This window comes from Pleionea sp. CnH1-48 (genome assembly GCF_024124665.1).
In the GTDB taxonomy this organism is placed as follows: domain Bacteria; phylum Pseudomonadota; class Gammaproteobacteria; order Enterobacterales; family Kangiellaceae; genus JAMXSB01.
In genome coordinates this window covers 99,255-119,625 of record NZ_JAMXSB010000019.1, presented here as the reverse complement: position 1 = coordinate 119,625, position 20,371 = coordinate 99,255, and the positions used below count along the sequence as shown (strand labels likewise).

Below are 20,371 nucleotides of genomic sequence, written 5' to 3'. Positions count from 1 at the left end.
TCCATGTTGCAGCGTAAGGTCACTATAAAGAATCCTTTTCGAGAGCTGGCTTATTATCAAAGCCGAGTTTTTGTTGCCTTTTTTATTATCATCGCATTGATGGCTGGCCTGTTGTTTTGGGTCGCGAACTTGCAGGTTTTTCATTACGAAAACTATCGTACACGCTCTGACGCCAATCGCATTCGGGTGCGTCCTGTTGCGCCAACTCGAGGTCTGATTTATGACCGCAATGGCGTCATTCTGGCCGAAAATCGTTCTGTTTATTCCTTAGAACTTATCCCTGAGCAAGTGGATGATATTGATGAAACATTGAGTCAGCTTAAAGAGCTATTGCAGTTGGATGATGATGATATTGAGCGTTTTCATAAAGAGAAGCGCTACACCCGTCGCGAGCGATTCAAAAAGATACCCATCAAACAGAAGCTGACCGAAAAACAGGTGGCTTTGTTTGCAGTGAATCGTTTTCGGTTTAAAGGCGTCAGCGTTGAAGCTCGATTGGTCCGTTATTACCCTTACGGCAGTGTATTGGTTCATGCGTTAGGATATGTTGGGCGCATTAATGATCGAGAAAAAGCGCGTATTGATGCTGCTAATTACAAAGCGACTCATCATATTGGTAAGGTAGGGCTCGAAAAACACTATGAGTCAATACTGCATGGCACGATTGGTTCCCGTGTGGTGGAAGTGGATGTCCATGAGCGAGTACTACGAACCTTATCAGAGCAGACACCTCAAAATGGTGTCGATCTTCATCTGTCTCTGGATGTAGAGCTTCAACTCGCTGCAGAAAAAGCCTTAGCTGGACGCCGTGGTGTGATCGTCGCCCTTGATCCTGCTAATGGTGATGTGTTGGCCTTGGTCAGTAATCCCGGTTACAACCCTAATTTATTTGTCACGGGCATTTCGAGTAAAGATTATAACAAGCTCTTGAAGTCTCAAGATCGTCCGCTATTTAATCGTGCACTACGCGGCCAGTATTCACCAGGGTCAACCATCAAACCACACATGGCTTGGCTGGGATTAACTTCAGGCATGATTACTCCATCCTATACTGTTGAAGATCCTGGCTTTTTTATGTTGCCCAATGATGAGCGACGTTATCGTGACTGGAAAAAGTTAGGGCATGGAAAGCGCATAGGTTACAAACAAGCCATTGCGCAGTCGTGCGATACCTTTTTCTATGATCTGGCAGTCCGATTAGGAATCGATCGTATCCATCCAAGTATGTCCAAGTTTGGTTTTGGGCAGTTGACCGGAATCGATATGGGAGAAGAGGTACCTGGTTTGATGCCCTCCAGAGATTGGAAGCGAGGGGCCCGTCGCGCGCCCTGGTATCCAGGAGAAACCGTCATCATCGGTATTGGCCAGGGTTACTGGACGGCAACGCCTTTGCAAATAGCTAATTCAGCGGCTGTCATTGCTAACGATGGTAAGCGTTATCAATTACGCCTGGTAAACTCGCAAGAGGCGAATGGCGTAAAAACGTTTATGGCTCCTCAGTTGGCTGAACAACAGATTGATATTGGCGATGGCCAACATTTTGACTTAATAAAAAAAGCAATGAAAGAAGTGAACCACGGACTTCGTGGTAGCGCCAGAGAGGCGTTTCGCGATGCGCCTTATGAGTCAGCTGGTAAAACGGGAACTGTACAGCTGGTGGGATACAGTCAGGATGAAGAGTATGATAAAACCAAAGTGGCGCAAAACCTCCATGATAATGCCTTATATATTGGTTATGCACCCTATGAAAAGCCCCAGATAGCGGTGGCGATTGTGCTCGAAAATGCCGGAGGCGGTGGGTCTAATGCGGCGCCCGTTGCCCGTAAAGTGATGGACTTTTATCTTGAAAGCAAACCCCAAAAAAATAAAGAGCCCAATACATGACATCGAAAGTCCATACTCACAAAGAACGCCAGAGTTTGGTTTGGCGGTTGCATCTGGACTTGCCACTGCTGGCAGGCTTGTTTGCGTTGATGGGATTTGGCCTGATGGTGCTCTACAGTGCGGGTGGAGAAAGTGAATCACTCATCTATCGGCAGGTGACACGCTTAGGAATTGGGTTAGCCGTTATGTTTATGATGGCCCAGTTTCCGCCTCGGTTTTATGCCAAGTGGGCACCATTTCTTTATCTCATAGGGTTGGTGTTATTGATTGCGGTTATCTTTTTTGGCGACAAAAGTAAGGGAGCACAACGGTGGTTAATGCTGGGGGGCTTTCGCTTTCAGCCGTCAGAATTAATGAAACTGGCAGTGCCTTTGATGGTGGCCTGGTATTTTAGTGAGCGACCTCTTCCTGCGCGTAAAAGAGAATTGTTTATTGCCGCCGTATTGGTGCTGGTTCCAACCTTATTAATTGCTAAGCAGCCAGATTTAGGGACCGCTCTTTTAATCAGTAGTTCTGGCCTTTTTGCGATTTATCTCTCGGGGGTTAGCTGGCGTATCATTGCTGGGTTTGTTGTCGCGGCGGTCATTTTTATGCCTATCCACTGGTTCTTCCTGATCCATGAATATCAGAAAGATCGGGTGTATGTGTATTTGGAAGGCATTATGAATCAGACAGAATTGTGTAAACAGCCGGATGCCTGGCAGATATGTCAGTCTCAGGTCGCTATCGGATCGGGAGGATTCGATGGTAAGGGGTGGCTTAATGGCACTCAGTCTCAACTGGAGTTCTTACCAGAACGTTCGACCGACTTTATTTTTGCCGTTTTGGGCGAAGAGTTTGGTTTTACGGGAGTTGCGATCCTGCTGTCAATCTATCTGTTTATTATCGCCCGTGGGCTTTATATTGGCACACAGGCTCAAGAGACTTTCTCTCGCTTGTTGGCCGGAGCCATTGTGCTGACCTTTTTTGTTTATCTGTTTGTGAACATCGGTATGGTTACCGGGTTATTACCCGTGGTTGGATTGCCGTTGCCATTAGTGAGCTATGGTGGAACATCCATGGTGACACTGCTATCGGGCTTTGGCATGCTAATGTCTATTTATACCCACCGCAAATTAGTGTCGACTTAACCTTTATGTCGCCGTCGTCTTTCGAGATGCAGCGATGTTGGCTGCGCTCACTCACCCCATTCACTTAGTACAGCTAAGCTCTGGGGATTCGTTTGTTTGCATCTTGAAATACTTTAAGTATCAACAAATCCTTGGTTGCGTTTGTTATCCGTTATACACTGCATCTATCGCTTAATCAGTAATAAAATTTTTGCGTACTCAAGATTTGGACCCTGTGGTTTTAGTGTGTTTTGAAGTACCGATAAAAAGAAAAATTTTGAACTTAAGCAACCGAATTGATATCTGAATGTTATACCGAGATGAATGGAGTTGTTGAATGAGTAAGACCATGAAGATGGTTAAAAAGTTAGGGCTATGGGCGTTAATGGGATTGGCTGGATCCGTCAGTTACGCGAGCACAAGCACAAAAGTAGGAGAATCGCTGGAAGACTTTATTCAGCGGATGGTGAAAACCCACCAGATGGATGAAAAGGAACTCACTCCACTATTAACAAAAACGAAAGTTCGTCAAGACATCATCGATCTGATGAATAAACCCGCAGAGTCTTTGCCTTGGCACCGATATCGTCCCATTTGGATTAAAGATAAGCGCATTAAAGCGGGCATTGAGTTCTGGAACAAATACCAAACTGAATTATTACGCGCCGAAAAAACCTACCAGGTACCTGCATCCATTATTGTTGGTATTCTTGGCGTCGAAACCTACTATGGTCGAATTCAAGGCAAAATTCCGGTCATTGAAGCACTAGTGACGCTTGGCTTCCACTATCCTAAACGCGCCAAGTTTTTCCGCAAAGAGTTAGAAGAATTTTTGCTTTTGTGTAAAGAGCAAAACTGGTCGCCGTTAACACCCAAAGGTTCTTATGCGGGTGCCATGGGAATGGGACAATTCATATCGTCCAGTTATCGTAACTATGCCGTTGATTTTGATGGTGATGGCAAAGTGAATCTGTTTGATAGCCCTGTGGATGCGATTGGTAGTGTGGCGAATTATTTTAAGCAGCATAAATGGCGTTGGGGGCAACCTGTCGCATATCGTGTTACTGGAGAAGGCAAAAATCCCGAAAAATGGGCTGCCGAAAAACTCAAGCCGATGTTCACTGCAGGCAAGCTCTACGAAGAAGGTTATAAGTGGCCTGTTAGTGTTGTCGCTGATGCCAGCGCTTCTTTGTATCCTTTTGAGCAAGAAAAAAATAAGGATTACTGGATCGGGTTTAATAACTTTTACGTGATTACTCGATACAACCGCAGCGCGTTGTATGCATTGGCTGTTTATCAATTTAGCCAGGAAGTGATTGCCGCCCGAGCTCGTTCTTACGTACATGGATAGATAAATCGAATGTTAGTTAATAAATCTGCTGCCATAAAAGGATATCGTCCTGGCAGCTTGCTCGTTTTGGCAATGCTGTTGCTCAGTGGTTGTGCTGGTGGGTTGTTGGAGCGCAAAGATAGTGGTCCTTCACGACCTGTTGATGTTTCGCATGTGCCCGATGCGGTTCCTCAGGTTGAGCCGTTGAGCCCCTATGGTAATCCCGCTTCTTATGAACAAGACGGTATTGTTTATCGGGTACTCCGCGATGCCAGAGGTTTCAAGGAACAAGGAATTGCCAGCTGGTATGGCACTAAATTTCATGGCCAAAGAACCTCCTCGGGTGAAGCCTACGACATGTATGCGATGACTGCGGCTCATAAAACCTTGCCACTACCTTCATACGTAAAAGTAACTAACCTGAGTAATCAGCGCAGCGTTGTTGTTAAAGTGAATGATCGCGGGCCTTTTAAGGCCGGACGGATTATTGACCTGTCTTATGCTGCGGCATCAAAGCTAGGATTTATGAAGCAGGGGACCACCCAGGTGCATATCGAAACCATTGTGCCTGCGGGATCACATCAAACGACTCAACTCAATCATATTCCTGAAAATTCAACCATGTATGTTCAGGTTGGTGCGTTTTCTGATAAAGCAAAAGCCAATAAGATTGCCAGTGCGCTGCGCTCTGAGTTGAGCTGGCGTGTGTTGGTTACCCCTTTTCGGGTCAATGGAAATCGAGTTTATCGTGTTCGAGTTGGCCCTGTGATGCAGGTAGAAGCTGCAAATCGGTTGGTGGCTTCTTTGACGATACCTGAGCTAGGCACCCCAAAAATTGTCTTTGAATAAAGGATGATACTCTATCCGAAATGATAACGGAGTATCATCAACAACTCTTGAAAACAGCATCAGCTAACCCGTAGCGGCGGCTTGTGATACAATGCCGCCGTTGTTATGAACCTTCTGACAAGTGTAAAAGTAATGAAATTGAAGCATCTAATTCTATCTGGGTTGTTCAGCGTGGCGCTATCGACTCACGCTGTCACTCCGGCGCCACCATCGTTGAGCGCTAAAGGATATATCTTGGTCGACTATAACAGCGGCCAGGTGATTGCAGAACAAAATGCTGATGAACCTCTAGAGCCAGCCAGTTTGACCAAAATGATGACGAGTTACGCTGTATCGGCAGAGCTGGCGGATGGCAATATATCGCTGCATGATGAAGTGACTGTGAGTGAAAATGCCTGGGCTGCTAAGTTCCCTGGTTCATCTGTGATGTTCATTGAAGTTGGAAAACAGGTCTCTGTAGAAGACCTACTTAAAGGCGTTATCATTCAGTCTGGTAATGACGCCAGTGTTGCATTGGCCGAGCACGTGGCAGGCAGCGAAGATGGTTTTGCTGATCTGATGAACCATCATGCCAAGAAGCTAGGTTTAAGCGGTACGCATTTTGTTAACGCGACGGGCTTGCCTGCCGAAAACCATATCACTACTGCTCGCGATATGGCGACTCTGGGAGCGGCACTGATTCGAGACTATCCTCAAGAATATGAAACTTATAAAGTGAAGAAATTCACTTACAATAATATTGAGCAATATAACCGTAATCGTTTGCTGTGGGATCGTAGCCTCAATGTTGATGGTTTAAAAACAGGCCATACAGAAGCGGCTGGTTACTGTCTGGTTTCTTCTGCGACCAAAGATGATATGCGTCTGGTGGCGGTTGTTATGGGCGCTCGCAGTGATCAAGCGCGTAAAAATGAAAGCAAAAAGTTGCTGACTTATGGATTTCGCTTCTTTGAAACGGTGAAGCCGCTACAAGCTGGAACCAAAGTACACTCCGATCGTGTGTGGGGCGGTGAGGTAGAGTCTGCACAGCTGGGAACCTTAGAAGATGTGTGGTTGACTATCCCAAGAGGTAAGCGCAAACAGTTAAAAGCCAATTATGTGGTTAATGGGGCATTAGAAGCTCCTGTGAGCAAAGGGCAGGTTGTCGGCAAGATATTCTTCCAGCTCGATGGCAAAGATGTTGCTGAAACCCCATTAGTGGCACTGGAAGATGTCGTCGAAGGTGGATTTTGGACTAAGATTTCTGATGGCGTGAGTCGTTGGATCAGTGAGGCTTTCTAACAGGAGCTGATATTGGATATTGTTTACCTGAATGGTCAATATCTGCCACGTACACAAGCCTCGGTTTCTGTTATGGACCGAGGTTTTTTGTTGGGCGATGGCATTTATGAAGTGATCCCCTGCTATGCGGGTCAACTGTTTCGCTTAGAGCAGCATTTGGTAAGACTTAAGCAAAGTCTTGAAGCGGTGTATCTGGAGCTGAATTTTGACTGGCAAGCCGTCATCGAGTCTTTGCTACAAAAAAACGGTGCTAAGCACTGTTGTGTGTATCTTCAGGTGACCCGTGGTGCGCCCGGGCAAAGAGAGCATCGTCTTATTGCAGCCACACCAACGGTGTATATTATGTTGCTGCCTTTACCCGAAATACAGACGTCGCTCGATGACAGTGGTATTTCGCTGCAAAGTGTCGAGGATATTCGTTGGCAGCGATGCGATATAAAATCGACTTCGCTAATGGCTAACTGCTTGATGAAAGAAATGGCCGTACAGGCAGGGGCTGATGACGCTCTGTTGATTCGAGATGGATACGCCATTGAAAGTGCGGCTGCCAATATTTTTATTGTAAAGAATGGCGTAATCAAAACACCGGCCAAAAGCCATCAGATTTTGGCTGGCATCACGCGTGATCTGGTGGTTGAAATCGCTCGCGACAATGGCATACCTTTGGAAGAAACATTGTTTTCTTTAAATGATGTCTTGGCCGCTGATGAAGTCTGGGTGACCAGTTCTACAAGAGAGGTTTGTCCGGTTATCCGTGTTGATGATCAACCCATTGGCTCAGGCAAAGCCGGGCCAGTATGGCGGCAGCTAGCCAATTACTATTTAGCATTTAAGCATAAGCTTTACCGAGGTGAAATTAGATAATGTCTGATAATACAATCAATCCTGAGTTATGGGATTTTCCCTGCGACATGGTTTTTAAAGCCATGGCTGACAACAAAGATGGTGTTGAAAATGCAGTGATTGCAGCCATTCAGTCGGTTCTGCCGGGGGACTATGTTCCTCAAACCCGACCCAGTAAAAACGGCACCTATATTTCGGTATCGGTGCGTCTTTATGTAGAAAACAAAGAGCAGGTTGAAGCCATTTATCGTGTCGTTCGAGATGTCGAGCACGTAAAAATGTGTCTTTAATCAGCATTCAAGAGATAGAGCAGTTAGTGACAAATCAACTTATTATTCGCCAGCTGGGACGTATGTCTTATGAACCAGTATGGCAGTCAATGTCTAAGCTGACCGATGAGCGCGATGCTCAAACCCATGACGAAATCTGGTTGGTCGAGCATGATCCTGTGTTTACTCAGGGACAAGCAGGTAAAGCTGAGCATATTCTTGCTCCTGGAGATATTCCTGTGGTTCAGGTAGACAGGGGAGGGCAGGTGACTTATCACGGCCCAGGGCAACAGGTAGCCTATATCCTGATTGACCTGCGTCGCAAAGGTATGGGCGTGCGAGAGCTGGTCACTGCTATTGAGCAAAGCATTGTGGATATGCTGGCTGATTTTGATATCGCGGCCAGTGCCAGACCCGATGCTCCTGGCGTATACATAGAGACAGGTGCCAAAATATGCTCTATTGGGCTAAGGATCCGACGTGGGTGCAGCTTTCACGGCCTGGCTTTAAACGTCAATATGGATCTGGAGCCGTTTTCTCGTATTAATCCCTGTGGATATGCGGGAATGAATATGGTCGATATGCATCAACTGGGCGGACCTGAGAGTCTGAATGAGGTGGAACCTGTCTTGATTAAGCATATTATGAGCAGATTAGGGTATAATGCGCGCACATTACATGTCGGCCTGCCTCAAAGCAGTGATTAAACATGTGCTTTAAATGATAATGAGATGTTGGTGAATGGCTAGAAATATTATTGAACCCGGAAAGAAGCTACGTGGCGCAGACAAAATGGCACGTATTCCGGTAAAAATTGAACCCACCGAAGAAATGCCACGCAAGCCTGATTGGATTCGTGTGCGCTTGCCCAGCGGCAATCAAGTGACTCAGATAAAAGATATGCTGCGTAATAAAAAGCTGCATACTGTTTGCGAAGAGGCTTCGTGCCCTAATCTTCCAGAATGTTTTGGTCACGGTACGGCTACCTTTATGATTTTAGGCGCGGTCTGTACTCGTCGTTGTCCTTTCTGCGATGTAGCTCATGGACGTCCATTACCTATCGATCCAGAAGAAGCTCAAAATCTTGCTGATTCTGTTGAAAGCATGAAACTAAAATATGTGGTGATTACATCCGTTGATCGTGATGATTTACGTGACGGTGGCGCCCAACATTTTGTTGATTGCATTAATCAGGTTCGAAAGCAGTCTCCAAGCACAAAAATTGAAACATTGGTTCCTGATTTTCGTGGTCGAATGGATCGCGCATTAGAGATCATGGCAGGTGGTTTGCCGGATGTATTCAATCATAACTTAGAAACGGTTCCTCGCCTCTATCGACAGGCGCGTCCAGGTGCTGATTATCAGTGGTCGCTTGATCTACTCAAAAAACATAAAGAATTGTATCCAGAGGTTCCTACGAAATCTGGCTTAATGATCGGGTTGGGAGAAACCAACGAAGAGATCATCGAAGTCATGAAAGATCTGAGAGCACATGACGTTGATATGTTGACCTTAGGGCAATACTTGCAACCCAGCAAACACCATCACCCGGTAATGCGTTTTATGCCACCCGCTGAGTTTGATGAGCTGGGGCAGATTGCAAAAGATCTTGGCTTTACGAATGTTGCTAGTGGCCCCATGGTTCGTTCTTCTTACCATGCGGACAAACAGGCGGCTGGTGAAAAAGTCGATTAATAACTATTGTAGTTAGCGAAAAAAGCAGTCATTCGACTGCTTTTTTTATGGGTGGAAATTAACAAGTGCCGCATTTTCTATGCACTCAGCGTCTTGAGTGATTTGTTTGGCTACAAACTGCTTTGTCCATTGCTGAAAACATTTTGTCGCGGTCAGTGCGATAAAGTGTGGTGCTTGCTTAATGGTAATCAGGCGAACACTTCCTGTTTGCCGCAGTTTCTGGATATGAAGTTCGGCTGCGCGATAATGAGTTTTTGGATCCAGTGTGCCGTGAAGGACAAGCATCGGAGGAATTTGCTTTGGCTGTTTGGCAAAGTACTGGTCTTTGGCATAAGTCGGCAAAGAGTTTTCTGCGATTAATCCTGGCAGTGGGCTAGTAAATAATAATGACTGGCTTTCTTTTTCAATGTCTTGCTTCGTTTGTTTGGGTCTTAAATTATTCTCGCTAGCAATAATGACCTGAGCTAAGGGAATTGAGTAGCCTTTGTTAAAATAATCTTTCGACAGATTTTTATAATACTTATTGAGTTTACTTTGCCCGTCAAGGAGAAGGCTGGTTTTTCCCTCACTGAGTTGTTCTATGAGCTGAGGAAGCGTATTTCGCACAGACGGCACATCAAGCATGCTACCAAGAGTCAAAGATAATTTATTTCGTGTCCATTTTTGAGAATCTGAGTTCAGTGATTGAGGATTTTTTAAAACATGGGCTAACTGCTCTTTCAGCGAAGCACCTTTCTTTTGATTGGTTTTTGTTGGCGTTTGGTGAAGTGCCAGAAGCTCCAGTCCTACGTTGTTTACAACTTGAGAGCGATGGCTTAAGTCATATTGATTATTCAGTTGATGAGGAATTAAAGAGTCGAGTATGACACCATCCAGTTGAAGTTCTTCTAATTGCAGTAGACGTAGTACTAATTGAGTGCCGTAGGAAACGCCATAGACATAACGCTTACCTTCGCCGCTGTATTGAGAAATCAACTGCTTGAGATCTTTGGCTGCATTCGTTATTGAAAACGCTTTCACGTAATCTGGATTTGAGTACATAAAGCCAAAGCATTGTCCCCATTCTTCCCCGACCAGTGAAGTGCCAGCTGTTGATTGTGGAGATTCTTCTTTGCAAATCGTTGTTGATGCACCTGTTCCTCGATGATCGGGAACAAAGATATCCAGTGCTGGGAAGGATTGCTGAAAATAACGAATGATAGGGTAAAAGCTACTGCCTGATTCTCCTGGGCCTCCAGCGATTAGCCACAGCGAGCCTTGGCGTTTTTCGCTTGCTGGAAACTTGCGTACAAATAGTTTGATGGTCTGATCATCTTTTGCAGTATGTAAAAGAGGGGATTCTACATAACGACACTGACTTTGTTTTAACTCCGAAAAGTCATTGGCATCTTGGCAGGCAGTAAAATTAGAAGCAAGTGAAGAGGCGCTAATAGTAAGCACGACAAGGGATAATAAAAATTTCATGGAATTCCTATAACAAATAAAATTTAGCCAATAAGCGCTTATTTAAGCGCCTTTATATTTATCATGTTGTGCCAAATCTAACGCGAAATATCCTATTCCGTATAAGGACTCTATCACACTAAGGAAACTCTGAACATTCCATACCCCATAACGGCTGGTTTATATAGTGAGGCGAAATTCATAACTTATTGAAATTTATAGAGTTTAAATAATTAACTATGTCTAATGGCACTTTATCTACTTTCTGACTAATCTTAAGGGAGAACTACCAATAAAAACAAATGGAGCTTTAATGATGAGTCTAAAAAGTGCCTTAATATCAATAGTTTGTATTCTAACCGCTATAAGCAGTTTTGATGCTTACGCGAGCAAGGGAACTCATGTTTCTATCGAGTTAAGTTTTAAATCCAAGCCTGTTTGCAAAGTACACTCTGGAGGTAAAAAAGCCTCTGGTGCTCATGAGTCGTATCTTAAGCACGATGAAAATACTATTTCGTGGTCAGCAGGTTGTGCTGTCAAATTGCCTAAGAAGAATCTACATTGCGTTCTCACCGGACAGTCGATTGAGCAGCAAAACACCTTCGTCTCATGGGGCAGTCAGGCTAAAGGAGGAATGATCTCTGCGAGCATTGAATCGGATGCTGATATTAATCCTTCGTTCGGTGCGTATAGAGTTTCTTATTTCTGTCATTAAGCCTTAATTGGGAAGTCTCATTAAGTTAAAGTGGTCTTTTTTTGACCACTTTGTTGACTTCATTGCACCTTTCCAGTATCTTCTCGCTCGATCTCGCCAGGATGGCATGATGAGATTTCCATAGGACGATATAAGCAAAAAGCATCATTCTTTTTTGCTTGTTAATTTTGGTTCAATTTAACACTTAATTTTGAGAACGGGCAGTAGTTTCCGTCGACTTTTTACGTTCGGAGTATTTTAATGTTTAAAAAGGCTGGCCTTTTGGTATCAGCGATTATATGCGCTGTAAGTGCTCATGCTGAGCTTAGTCCCAAGTTTGACTATCGAAAACTTGCCGATAGTACCCCTCTTTATGATTCGGAAGAGCCATTCCGTTTTCAATTGGGTTCTTATCAGAAGTCTACGTTATATGGTCGTCATAATTCGCTTGTATCTGGAGATAAATTGGTTGTCGCTTATTCTCAGCATTATCTCTCTCTCATTAGCTTAGATGATAACGGTAATATTAAAAGCCTGAAAGAGTATAATAATGGCGAGCTTGGACAGACCATTAAGGGCATTGTGAAAGTTGTTGTGAGTAGTGGAGATAAATATATTTATCTTTTTGATCGGCAATATGATAACGGGTCTTATAAATACTTTATTCATACTTTCGAAAATGATTCATCTACATTGAGCTTTAAGCAGTCGACAGAGATTAGCTTGTCTCACTCTTACATCAATATTGAGCCATCAATCAGTAATGATGCTTTTATTCTATGGCATCAAGGAAGCAATTCAAAATTCCAAACTTTTTCCATTAACTCAGAGGATGGTTCTTTTTCATTGACTGGAGAGGGGAGCTCTACTCTGGTATCCAGTGCTGTTGGTGTAGTGTACGACTCGAAAAATCAGCGAGTTGCATTTAGACCAAGTTACAGTCACCATGAAAATAGGTGTGCCTATTACTTTTCTAAACAAGATAGCACTTATAAATTAGTATCAGAGGTAAGTTGTAGTAATACAAGAGAAAGTTATACATATATTGACTTAACGGAAGATAAGCTTCTAGTTGGGAATAATAACAATCTATATTTGTTCAACATAAACTCAAATAGTGTCACTGATAAAGTTCAACATACCAAAGATCAACTAATTGATAGTTATCATATCAATAGTGCATTCTACTATAATGATAGTTTGATACTTAGAGAGTCCTATGATCGTAATGCATTTATCAAGATAGATTTGAACCCTGACAATACCATAGCTGGCCGTAATAAGTACTCGGCAAGAGATATTGTTGATTGTTGTATTGATACTATGCACTTTCTAAATGATGGTACTATTTTCGTTGAAATGTATAGCGATAAAGCTGCTAGTATTCATTTTTCTGGAAGTGACTTGTCTCTAAACAATGAGTTGACACTCGGAGACGAAGATATTGATGCATTTGTCAGGTCTAATAATCGACTTGTGATTGATGAAAATCTTGAGTTGGTCATTTTAGACCGAAAAGTTTCTTTAGTTGAATCTAAGCCTCAAAATGATTATCGAGCTGTTTCTCAGGTTGAAATTTTTTCGTTGCACTCACATAGCAATAGTACAATGAAGCGAATAAATGATACTGACGTTATTGTTTTTAGTAGTAACGACTACTATGTTTTTAGGGTAAATAAAGAAGAACTGTCGTTATCATTAGTAAATCAAGGTGTTACTCGTGGAGCAAATAGTCAATATGTATACTTAAGATCTGACTTTGGTGTTCATAATATTGAAGGTGATTTGTGGGTAGCGAAAGTAGGTGGAGATAAACTTGCTGTATATCTTCTCAATGAAGGTAATGAGTTTGTTTTTCAATACTATCTAGTTGATGGTGCTGATGATGTAAAAGGTATCAATAATATTTTTCAAGCTTACTTGATTGACGATAACCTTGTTGCATTTGGTAATAACAATAGTGGTGCAGTATTTAAAATTCTAGACTCTAAGCTAAAGCAAACAGATTATATTGAAAATCACCCATATTTAAGAAATCATAGCAATCGTGTTGCTATTAATAATAATCTTTATTACTTAAATAATTGGCTTTTGAATACTGTTACCGTTGATGATGAGGGAAAGCTGGAGCTGTTAGCAGTAACTCCAATTCATGATGTTCAAGGACATTCAATAAAACTCGTTGCTTTCGACTCAGTTAATTTGGGTGTGATAGATCATAATAAAGTTCATGTATTTTCTCTTGGAAAAAATGAGAAAATCAACTTCCTTAAAGCATATAATATTAGTGATTTAAACTTACCCGTTATCAATAATCAAGTCTCTGATTGGTCGGTATATAGCCAGTCTATGTTCTTTAGAGCCGGTGACAGTGTTTATGGAAAGCTCAGTTTCAATCGAGCACCTGTCGTTGAGTCTGGGAAAGATATGAACATCACCTTGAGCGAAGGTCAGGAACAGCAGTGGTTACTTAGCGACTGGGTTGTTGATTTTGATTTAGATGACTCCATCAGCTTTTCAGAAGTTGAGATGCCAGCTTCCATGACGCTGGTTGATGATTCATTATCTTTCTCTGGTGAAAAAGAAGCTTCAGCGGTGTTAACCATCAACGCAAAATCAACTGATGAGTTAGAGTCACAGGTTTTCTTTGACATCACTTTTAATAACGCTCCGGTGTTAAAAAGTGATATCGATTCAATCAATGTGAATCAAGGCGTTCAAAGTGTTGTTGAGTTAAAGCCTATGTTTGAGGATATTGAGAGCCACAGTATTCATTTTGAGACTGGTAACGAAAACCTTTCTTTATCTTCTGACGGTGTGCTACAGCACAAGTTTACAACTTTTGGCCAACAGTCTCTGTCAGTATTGGTGAAAGATGAATTAGGCGCACAGAAAATGGTTGAAGTGCCGTTTCTGGTAAATGGTAGTCCTGCAGTGGAAGGCTCCTCATCGTTTACTATGACAGTTAATGAGACTATTGAAATCGACTTGGCTCAAGTTTTTTCTGACCCTGAAGGCGATGCCATGAGTTTCGAATTAATGGCATCCGTAAATGGTCTGTCTATAGCTGGAAGTCAATTGAAAGGAGTGGTTAGTTCAACTGGCGATTATCAGATATTCGTTAATGCTAAAGATAGTAAAGGCGCTGAGTCACAGGCTGTATTGAGGTTGAAAGTCAATGCTGCCCCTGGCGGTGGTGGTTCCTTAGGGATGTTCTGCTTACTGGGTTTAGGCATGCTAGCTGGAATGCGTCAGCGTAGATTGCACTAGCCGACAAAAAAGGCTACTTAGGTAGCCTTTTTAAGCGCGATTACTGCTTTGTCCTGTCATAACCGCTGAGCCAATCAAATGAGCTAAGCGCAGCGCTTCTGGAACGTTTCCGTTGTCTGTTAATTTTATCAGTGCCTGGTGTGCTTCATCAGAGGTGCATCCTGCGCATTGATAAACAAAAGGTTCGGGAGTGTAAATTTCTCCTGCTTTTAAGATAGTTTCCAGGCGCTCCTCTGTATTTGGGAAGTGCTTTAAAGCATTGGCTATGGCATCCAGGTTGGGCTCTTTGCGCATCACTGCTATACAGGGGATATTAAGTGTGTTGGCTAAAAGTGGCAGATCGATGGGGTTAAAGCCTCCTACTGTAACGCCATCAATTAATACCAGATGGAGTTGGTCATAAAACTTACTTTCTTTTACTGTTGATGCGATGACGGATGTTGCATCCATTCCATCTTTTGTCAGTTTATTCCAGAGCATGCCTTCAAAGCGTGTATTGGAGCAAACAATACCTGATACATTAACCGTTGTTGATTGGTGCTTATCAAAAGGAGAGTCATCGAAACCAATGACTCGAATCTTTTTATTCAGTCGTAGACAGTTTTTTAACGACTTCATACATCTAGTTCAAAAGGCTTTGGAGAGTGAGTTAAGTACTCACAACCGTTTTCGGTGATTAGCATATCGTCTTCTAGACGTATTCCACCCCAGTCAGGAATATAAATACCGGGCTCTATCGTAATTATATTACCGGCTTCAAGAACATGCTCTGGTCCCATCCCAATCAGTGGTTGCTCGTGTAAATAAAGCCCTACACCATGGCCTAGTCCTTCTCCTGCATATTGAGCATAATCTGATTGAGTTAAGACTTGTTGTGAGGCTTCATTGGCAATATTGGTGGACACGCCCGCTGTGAGCGTTTCTATCGCGTTTTGCTGGGCTTGAAGTACCAGATGATAAACTTCATGCTGTTGCTGGTTCGCTTCGCCAAATATATAAGAGCGTGTCATATCCGAGCGGTAGCCATTTTGTACTGCACCGAAGTCGATAAGAATAATATCTCCACGCTGGAGCTTTTTATCACCGGGTATTCCGTGAGGCAAAGAACTGCGTTCGGCAAATAACATGATCGTTGGAAAGGAGAGTCCTTCAGAACCTTGACGCAGCATTTGAAATTCAAGCTCAAGGGCCATATCACGTTCGCTGACACCTTCTTTAAATTGTGGGAGTAAGTTTGCCAATGCTTTGTCGGCAATCGCTGCTGCCGAACGCATGCTTTCTATCTCATGAGCATCTTTGCGCATTCTTGCGGTTTCAACAAGGCCGTTAAGTTCACTTATCTTAACGTTTGATAGAGCGTCAGAAATACTTTGCCACATTTGCACGGTAATGTGTGCAGACTCAAAGGCCAGCGCACTAATTTTTTCTTGAGAGCAAAGCTGGGCAATGGCTTCCCCTAAACTCTGTTTCTTACGATCCCGGCAGATGATTTGAGTATTATTGCACTCTCTTTCGGCTTGCTCCATAAAGCGATAATCCGTGATTAGAAAGCTCTCGCTTTGAGAAATAAGACCATAAGCCGCTTCGCCCGAATAGCCTGTCAAATAGCGAAGATTTTCGAGAGAGAATACCAAAATTGCATCCAGTTGATTCTGTTTTAAGTGCTCTCGTAGAGCTTGTTGTCTAGTGTGATATAAGTTCATAATAAATCCCGAAATTGCTCCGCTCTGTTAATCAAGAAGTACGCTGACAATAAACATTAACAAAGCAAACATTGAAAACATCAAAATGTACAAAATACCCAGCCAGAGCCATTTGAAGGTCGTTAACCACCAACCCTGCTGGTAAATTCTTTTTATTGCAATGAGAAAATAAATAGGCACCCAAATACGAAGCAGTGAATCAGCAAAGCTAAGTAAGCTACCGAACCAGCTCAGAGCGGTACTTTCTGAGTCAATGAGAGACTCTCCTAATTCTCCGACCGTCGCAGAAATCAGGATGACCAAAAATAAAAACGAGTGGCCATGCAATGCATTAATAATATGTTCCATGTAGTAGCGACGAGAGAAGGGATAGGATAACTTCATTAGCAAAGCGAAAAATGGGATCATGAGTAGCGTAGTTCTTGGGATCATGGCCAGCATCTCTTCGACAAAATCGTCAGGGTATTGCTTCGCTTTTTCTATCTTTTCTTTTATCTTATCCCGCAGTTTATCGTTAATTTCTTTTGCATCTTCGTCATCGACAAATGGCAGCGGAATGTTGGAGCGAACTTCGCCTTCTTTGTCGACATGTACGCCAATAAACTCATCGTCACTGGCTTCTGGCTCGTCTTTTTTCTTAGGCTGTTTTTCCTCATAAGCTTCTTTTTTTGAATCTTCTGCCTTGCCATCACTATTAGCAGAAGTGCCAGATAAGCCCGTGGTAACTTTTCCGTCCTCATCAATATGAAGTCCGATAAACTGATTTTTCGGGGTGCTAGCTTCTTTGTCGTTTTTTGATGACGAGTCTTCTGCCACTGATGCCGCTTCTTGAGTCTCGGTTTTAAGTGGATCGTCGGGTGGCTCTGGTGTTTCTGGCGTCTCTTTGGTTTCTACTTGTTCCTGTTTATCACTGTCTTCAATGTTAAAGTCGGGCGGGCTGACTTTGTTTTGCACCCAAAGTACAAATACAGAGAGAACGCTGGTGATAATAAATAGACGTAATGGGGGAATGTAGCTGAATCTTTTCCCTTTCAGATACTCTAGCGTCAAGAAACCTGGCTTGAAGAGCAGAGCAAATAGAGTACGCGCCGCTCTTGAATCGAGTCTGATTACATCTTCCAGCAGCTCTTTGATGAGTTCGCCGCAAAAACGAATCACGCTTTTGTTGGGTTGTCCGCATTGATGGCAAAACGGACCTGTGAGCGGGGTATTGCAATTTTTGCAACGAGATGTCACGGAATTGGTTGTATTTGGAGAAGCTTCTATCCCCTTGTCCATCGGCAGATTTGTTTGATTTTCGTTCATATATCAGAGGCTTTCTATCAACTTGCCCAACTATGGAATCAAAAGATACACCATTCATTAAATATTAGCGATAATAGTAGCGCAAGGTCACCTCATATTTTAACGTAATAAGGGTGTTATTTGGTTGGCTGACTCCAATTTGTCTAACTGGAGCAGTGTTGTGTAGGATACAGGTTACTATGCTCCAAACATGGGCAAATAATTTATTAGGTTGGATCGAAGCCAACCCAGAAATGGCATTTATTGTTACCGCTACCGTTGCTTTTCTTGAATCGATGGCTGTTGTGGGCGTTCTGGTTCCTGGGTGGCTGATATTGGTGGGGATTGGTTCTCTGGTTGGCACCTTGGTGCTGCCTTTTGATACCGTTGTCATTGCGATGTTTACTGGCGCGGTGATTGGTGAGGGCGTCAGTTATTGTTTAGGCTATTATTGGCGTGATTCTATTCGTCATTGGAAATGGTTTCAGCGACATCAGAGTGTATTGAGTCGAGCCGATAGATTAGTTGAAACCTATGGCATCATGGGATTGTTTATTGGACGCTTTATTGGCCCTGTGCGGGCATTGTTGCCCGTTGTGGTCGGGGTGAGTGGTATGCGTCCTGCCACTTTCTGGAGTATTAATGTTATATCTGGATTGCTGTGGGCACCCCTGTATTTATTACCCGGTATCTTTGTTGGAGCAGCGTTAGTTTTACCTGAGGGGAGCCGAGAATCGTTGCTTATTATTGTCGGTGCGGTGATTGGCTTTACGTGGATGGCAATTAGGCAATATAGAAAGTATCGCGCTCAATCTAGTCAGAACGAATCGGGTCGCACCGCTCTGACTTACTCCATGTTGTATATGATGATTGCTCTGATGTGTTTGATTGTATTTTTTAGCAGTAGCATTGCGACTGAAGTTTTTGATGTATTAAAGCAGGTATGGGAATTAGTCATAAAGGACACCCCTTGATGAGCGAAACGCTATTTTACTTAGATACAGCGACACCTTACGAACAACAATTACTATGGGCGCAGTGGCGCCACTGTATAACTTCTCCACCACCAGTTATGTGTCAGGACTTTTTTTCGGATAGCGGACAGAGTCTCGAAGACTTTGTTTATGTCTTATGGCGTTTTGTCGAAAAGAATCAAGCAGCGTGTTTGCAGCAATTGCTCGAAGCTATAGCCGCTTTAAAAACTCTACGACTAGGTGAGCGTTTTGAAGCTTTTTGGCAATTAGCTTTCTATTGGCATCCTGATTACACAATTCTAACAAACAACTTTGCTATCCGTACTCAAGAACGAACGTTAGGAGAGTTGGATCTGCTGGTTTTGCATATCCCTTCTCAGCGCCACTTTCACCTTGAACTTGCAGTGAAGTTCTATTTGGGCGTTGGTAGCGCATCGTCTCACCAGCATTGGGTTGGACCTGGTCTGCAAGATCGTCTGGACAATAAACTGAGTAAGTTAAAAGATCATCAGTTATCATTGCTGCAAATGGAACAGAGCCAACAGATGATGTTATCCCATGGTTGGAATGATATTGAATCTTATAGCATCATTAGAGGAAATCTATTTACTCAGTTAGCTTCTAGTTTAATGCCATCAAGCGGTCATCATTTTTGGGCAGAAAAAAATGTCTGGTTAAATATTTTTGAAGAGCAAAGCTATGATTGGATCGAACTGGATAAAAGTATGTGGTTGTCACCTTATCCTGTGAAACCGAAAGAAAGTGTTTCCTTAAGATCCATTGAACCTCGCTATAGCGATTATCCTGTTGCTATTGCTGCCATTAAAAATAATAAAGAAATAGTGAGAGGTTTTATTGTCGATAGTCAGTGGGAAGAGAAAGCTCTCAAGTATTCTGAGAGCTAAGAAAAATAGAACTATTGCTTTTCTTTTTGATCTTCGGATGTTGTCGTAGATTCTTGCGTTGGTGCTTTATCATCTGGAGCAGATTGTTCACCTTGAGGAGTGTAAAAGTTTTCTTGCATTGACTTCCACATACTCAAGTTCTGTTCGGCAATGTTTTGCATCATCGTCATTGGGTTTGTGCCAAGGAAAGTGTTGAGAGGACTTTTGAATCCAGCTTGTTGCTCCATAAAAAGCTTCATACTGTGTTCTAAAAAACGACTCATCATGGCTTGCATAGAATCTCCGTAAAAACGAATAACATTCTGGAGAATTTCTGCAGTAAAAATAGGGCTTTCTTTGTCTTCTTGTTCAGAAATGATTTGGAGTAAAGTGGTGCGTGTTAAGTCTTCGTTTGTCTTAGCATCAATCACTTTAAAAGATGTATAACTTAATACCAGCTCCTTCACATCGTTTAGTGTGATATAGCTGCTGATCGCCGTATCGTAGAGTCGGCGATTGGGGTACTTTTTTATAATGCGTACATCCGACATATTCACTCATCCCAACCGTTTGTTTATTGTTGTTTTTTGACCAGTGTATCAGGATAGATTGCTGCATTCCAGCACTGCTCATCCATTTATTGGTTAGAAATGACACTGCATATTTAGTGCCAAATACTTCGTTTCTATAAGGTATTGCGCATAATCATAGCTAAGTAAAAAGGCTCCTTCTTCAACTAAACTCTATCAATCAATAACATAGCTCGCTTGCTTTGTTACAGACTGAGACTACCAGATTTTTATTAAGATTTTAATAAATTGCAACAATCATTGATGGTGCAGATCGGAAAAACTCAATT

General features: G+C 42.8%; 18 protein-coding genes. 13 read left to right on the top strand and 5 right to left on the bottom strand.

What is annotated here, in order from left to right:
* The first annotated feature begins 3 nt into the window (after positions 1 to 3).
* The 9 genes from mrdA to lipA all read left to right on the top strand — a co-directional run bounded on the left by mrdA (position 4) and on the right by lipA (position 9,260).
* Entirely contained in the window at positions 4 to 1,884 is a 1,881-nt protein-coding gene (mrdA, locus tag NH399_RS24125) for a penicillin-binding protein 2 (protein WP_253043907.1), read from the top strand.
* Positions 1,881 to 3,014, top strand: a complete 1,134-nt coding sequence (gene rodA / locus NH399_RS24120; protein ID WP_253043905.1) for a rod shape-determining protein RodA — start codon at positions 1,881 to 1,883, stop codon at positions 3,012 to 3,014. Before mrdA ends, rodA begins: the two co-directional genes overlap by 4 nt.
* Positions 3,015 to 3,330: 316 nt before the next feature.
* Positions 3,331 to 4,344: a lytic murein transglycosylase B gene (gene mltB / locus NH399_RS24115; RefSeq protein ID WP_253043903.1), complete on the top strand. Its 1,014-nt coding sequence runs from the start codon at positions 3,331 to 3,333 to the stop codon at positions 4,342 to 4,344.
* Positions 4,345 to 4,353: 9 nt separating this feature from the next.
* Positions 4,354 to 5,172 (top strand): septal ring lytic transglycosylase RlpA family protein, encoded by an 819-nt coding sequence (locus NH399_RS24110; protein WP_305885112.1) that lies wholly within the window; start codon positions 4,354 to 4,356, stop codon positions 5,170 to 5,172.
* Positions 5,173 to 5,304: 132 nt separating this feature from the next.
* Positions 5,305 to 6,453, top strand: a complete 1,149-nt coding sequence (locus NH399_RS24105) for a D-alanyl-D-alanine carboxypeptidase family protein (RefSeq protein ID WP_253043901.1) — start codon at positions 5,305 to 5,307, stop codon at positions 6,451 to 6,453.
* 12 nt (positions 6,454 to 6,465) lie between these two features.
* Positions 6,466 to 7,317: a D-amino acid aminotransferase gene (locus NH399_RS24100; RefSeq protein WP_253043899.1), complete on the top strand. Its 852-nt coding sequence runs from the start codon at positions 6,466 to 6,468 to the stop codon at positions 7,315 to 7,317.
* On the top strand, positions 7,317 to 7,586 hold the full coding sequence (gene ybeD / locus NH399_RS24095) for a DUF493 family protein YbeD (RefSeq protein WP_253043897.1): 270 nt from the start codon (positions 7,317 to 7,319) through the stop codon (positions 7,584 to 7,586). The genes NH399_RS24100 and ybeD overlap by 1 nt, the downstream gene beginning before the upstream one ends.
* A gap of 26 nt (positions 7,587 to 7,612) precedes the next feature.
* A complete protein-coding gene (gene lipB / locus NH399_RS24090) occupies positions 7,613 to 8,272 on the top strand; it encodes a lipoyl(octanoyl) transferase LipB (RefSeq protein WP_371876117.1) in 660 nt (219 codons plus the stop codon).
* A gap of 34 nt (positions 8,273 to 8,306) precedes the next feature.
* Positions 8,307 to 9,260 carry a lipoyl synthase gene (gene lipA / locus NH399_RS24085; RefSeq protein WP_253043895.1) on the top strand — a complete coding sequence of 318 codons (954 nt, stop codon included), beginning with the start codon at positions 8,307 to 8,309 and terminating at the stop codon, positions 9,258 to 9,260.
* A gap of 45 nt (positions 9,261 to 9,305) precedes the next feature.
* Here lipA and NH399_RS24080 read toward each other — a convergent pair whose 3' ends face one another.
* On the bottom strand, positions 9,306 to 10,724 hold the full coding sequence (locus NH399_RS24080) for an alpha/beta fold hydrolase (protein ID WP_253043893.1): 1,419 nt from the start codon (positions 10,722 to 10,724) through the stop codon (positions 9,306 to 9,308).
* 292 nt (positions 10,725 to 11,016) lie between these two features.
* Between NH399_RS24080 and NH399_RS24075 the strand changes: the two genes are divergently transcribed.
* Together NH399_RS24075 and NH399_RS24070 are read left to right on the top strand one after the other, a co-directional pair.
* A complete protein-coding gene (locus tag NH399_RS24075; protein WP_253043891.1) occupies positions 11,017 to 11,418 on the top strand; it encodes a hypothetical protein in 402 nt (133 codons plus the stop codon).
* A 240-nt stretch (positions 11,419 to 11,658) separates the two neighbouring features.
* Positions 11,659 to 14,667: a hypothetical protein gene (locus NH399_RS24070; RefSeq protein WP_253043889.1), complete on the top strand. Its 3,009-nt coding sequence runs from the start codon at positions 11,659 to 11,661 to the stop codon at positions 14,665 to 14,667.
* A 30-nt stretch (positions 14,668 to 14,697) separates the two neighbouring features.
* On the opposite strand, the gene NH399_RS24065 is transcribed toward NH399_RS24070, so the two are convergent.
* From NH399_RS24065 to NH399_RS24055, 3 genes are read right to left on the bottom strand one after another with little or no spacing between them, the layout of a single operon-like run.
* Entirely contained in the window at positions 14,698 to 15,285 is a 588-nt protein-coding gene (locus NH399_RS24065; RefSeq protein WP_253043887.1) for a DUF99 family protein, read from the bottom strand.
* Positions 15,282 to 16,370, bottom strand: coding sequence for a Xaa-Pro peptidase family protein (locus NH399_RS24060; RefSeq protein WP_253043885.1), 1,089 nt, complete (start codon positions 16,368 to 16,370; stop codon positions 15,282 to 15,284). The genes NH399_RS24065 and NH399_RS24060 overlap by 4 nt, the downstream gene beginning before the upstream one ends.
* A gap of 27 nt (positions 16,371 to 16,397) precedes the next feature.
* Positions 16,398 to 17,675 carry a DUF3667 domain-containing protein gene (locus tag NH399_RS24055; protein ID WP_253043883.1) on the bottom strand — a complete coding sequence of 426 codons (1,278 nt, stop codon included), beginning with the start codon at positions 17,673 to 17,675 and terminating at the stop codon, positions 16,398 to 16,400.
* Positions 17,676 to 17,854: 179 nt separating this feature from the next.
* Between NH399_RS24055 and NH399_RS24050 the strand changes: the two genes are divergently transcribed.
* A complete protein-coding gene (locus NH399_RS24050) occupies positions 17,855 to 18,628 on the top strand; it encodes a DedA family protein (protein ID WP_253043882.1) in 774 nt (257 codons plus the stop codon).
* Entirely contained in the window at positions 18,628 to 19,533 is a 906-nt protein-coding gene (locus NH399_RS24045) for a DUF1853 family protein (protein ID WP_253043881.1), read from the top strand. The genes NH399_RS24050 and NH399_RS24045 overlap by 1 nt, the downstream gene beginning before the upstream one ends.
* Before the next feature lie 11 nt (positions 19,534 to 19,544).
* On the opposite strand, the gene phaR is transcribed toward NH399_RS24045, so the two are convergent.
* Complete coding sequence (gene phaR, locus NH399_RS24040; protein ID WP_253043880.1) at positions 19,545 to 20,063, bottom strand: polyhydroxyalkanoate synthesis repressor PhaR; 519 nt, start codon at positions 20,061 to 20,063, stop codon at positions 19,545 to 19,547.
* Positions 20,064 to 20,371: the final 308 nt, after the last annotated feature.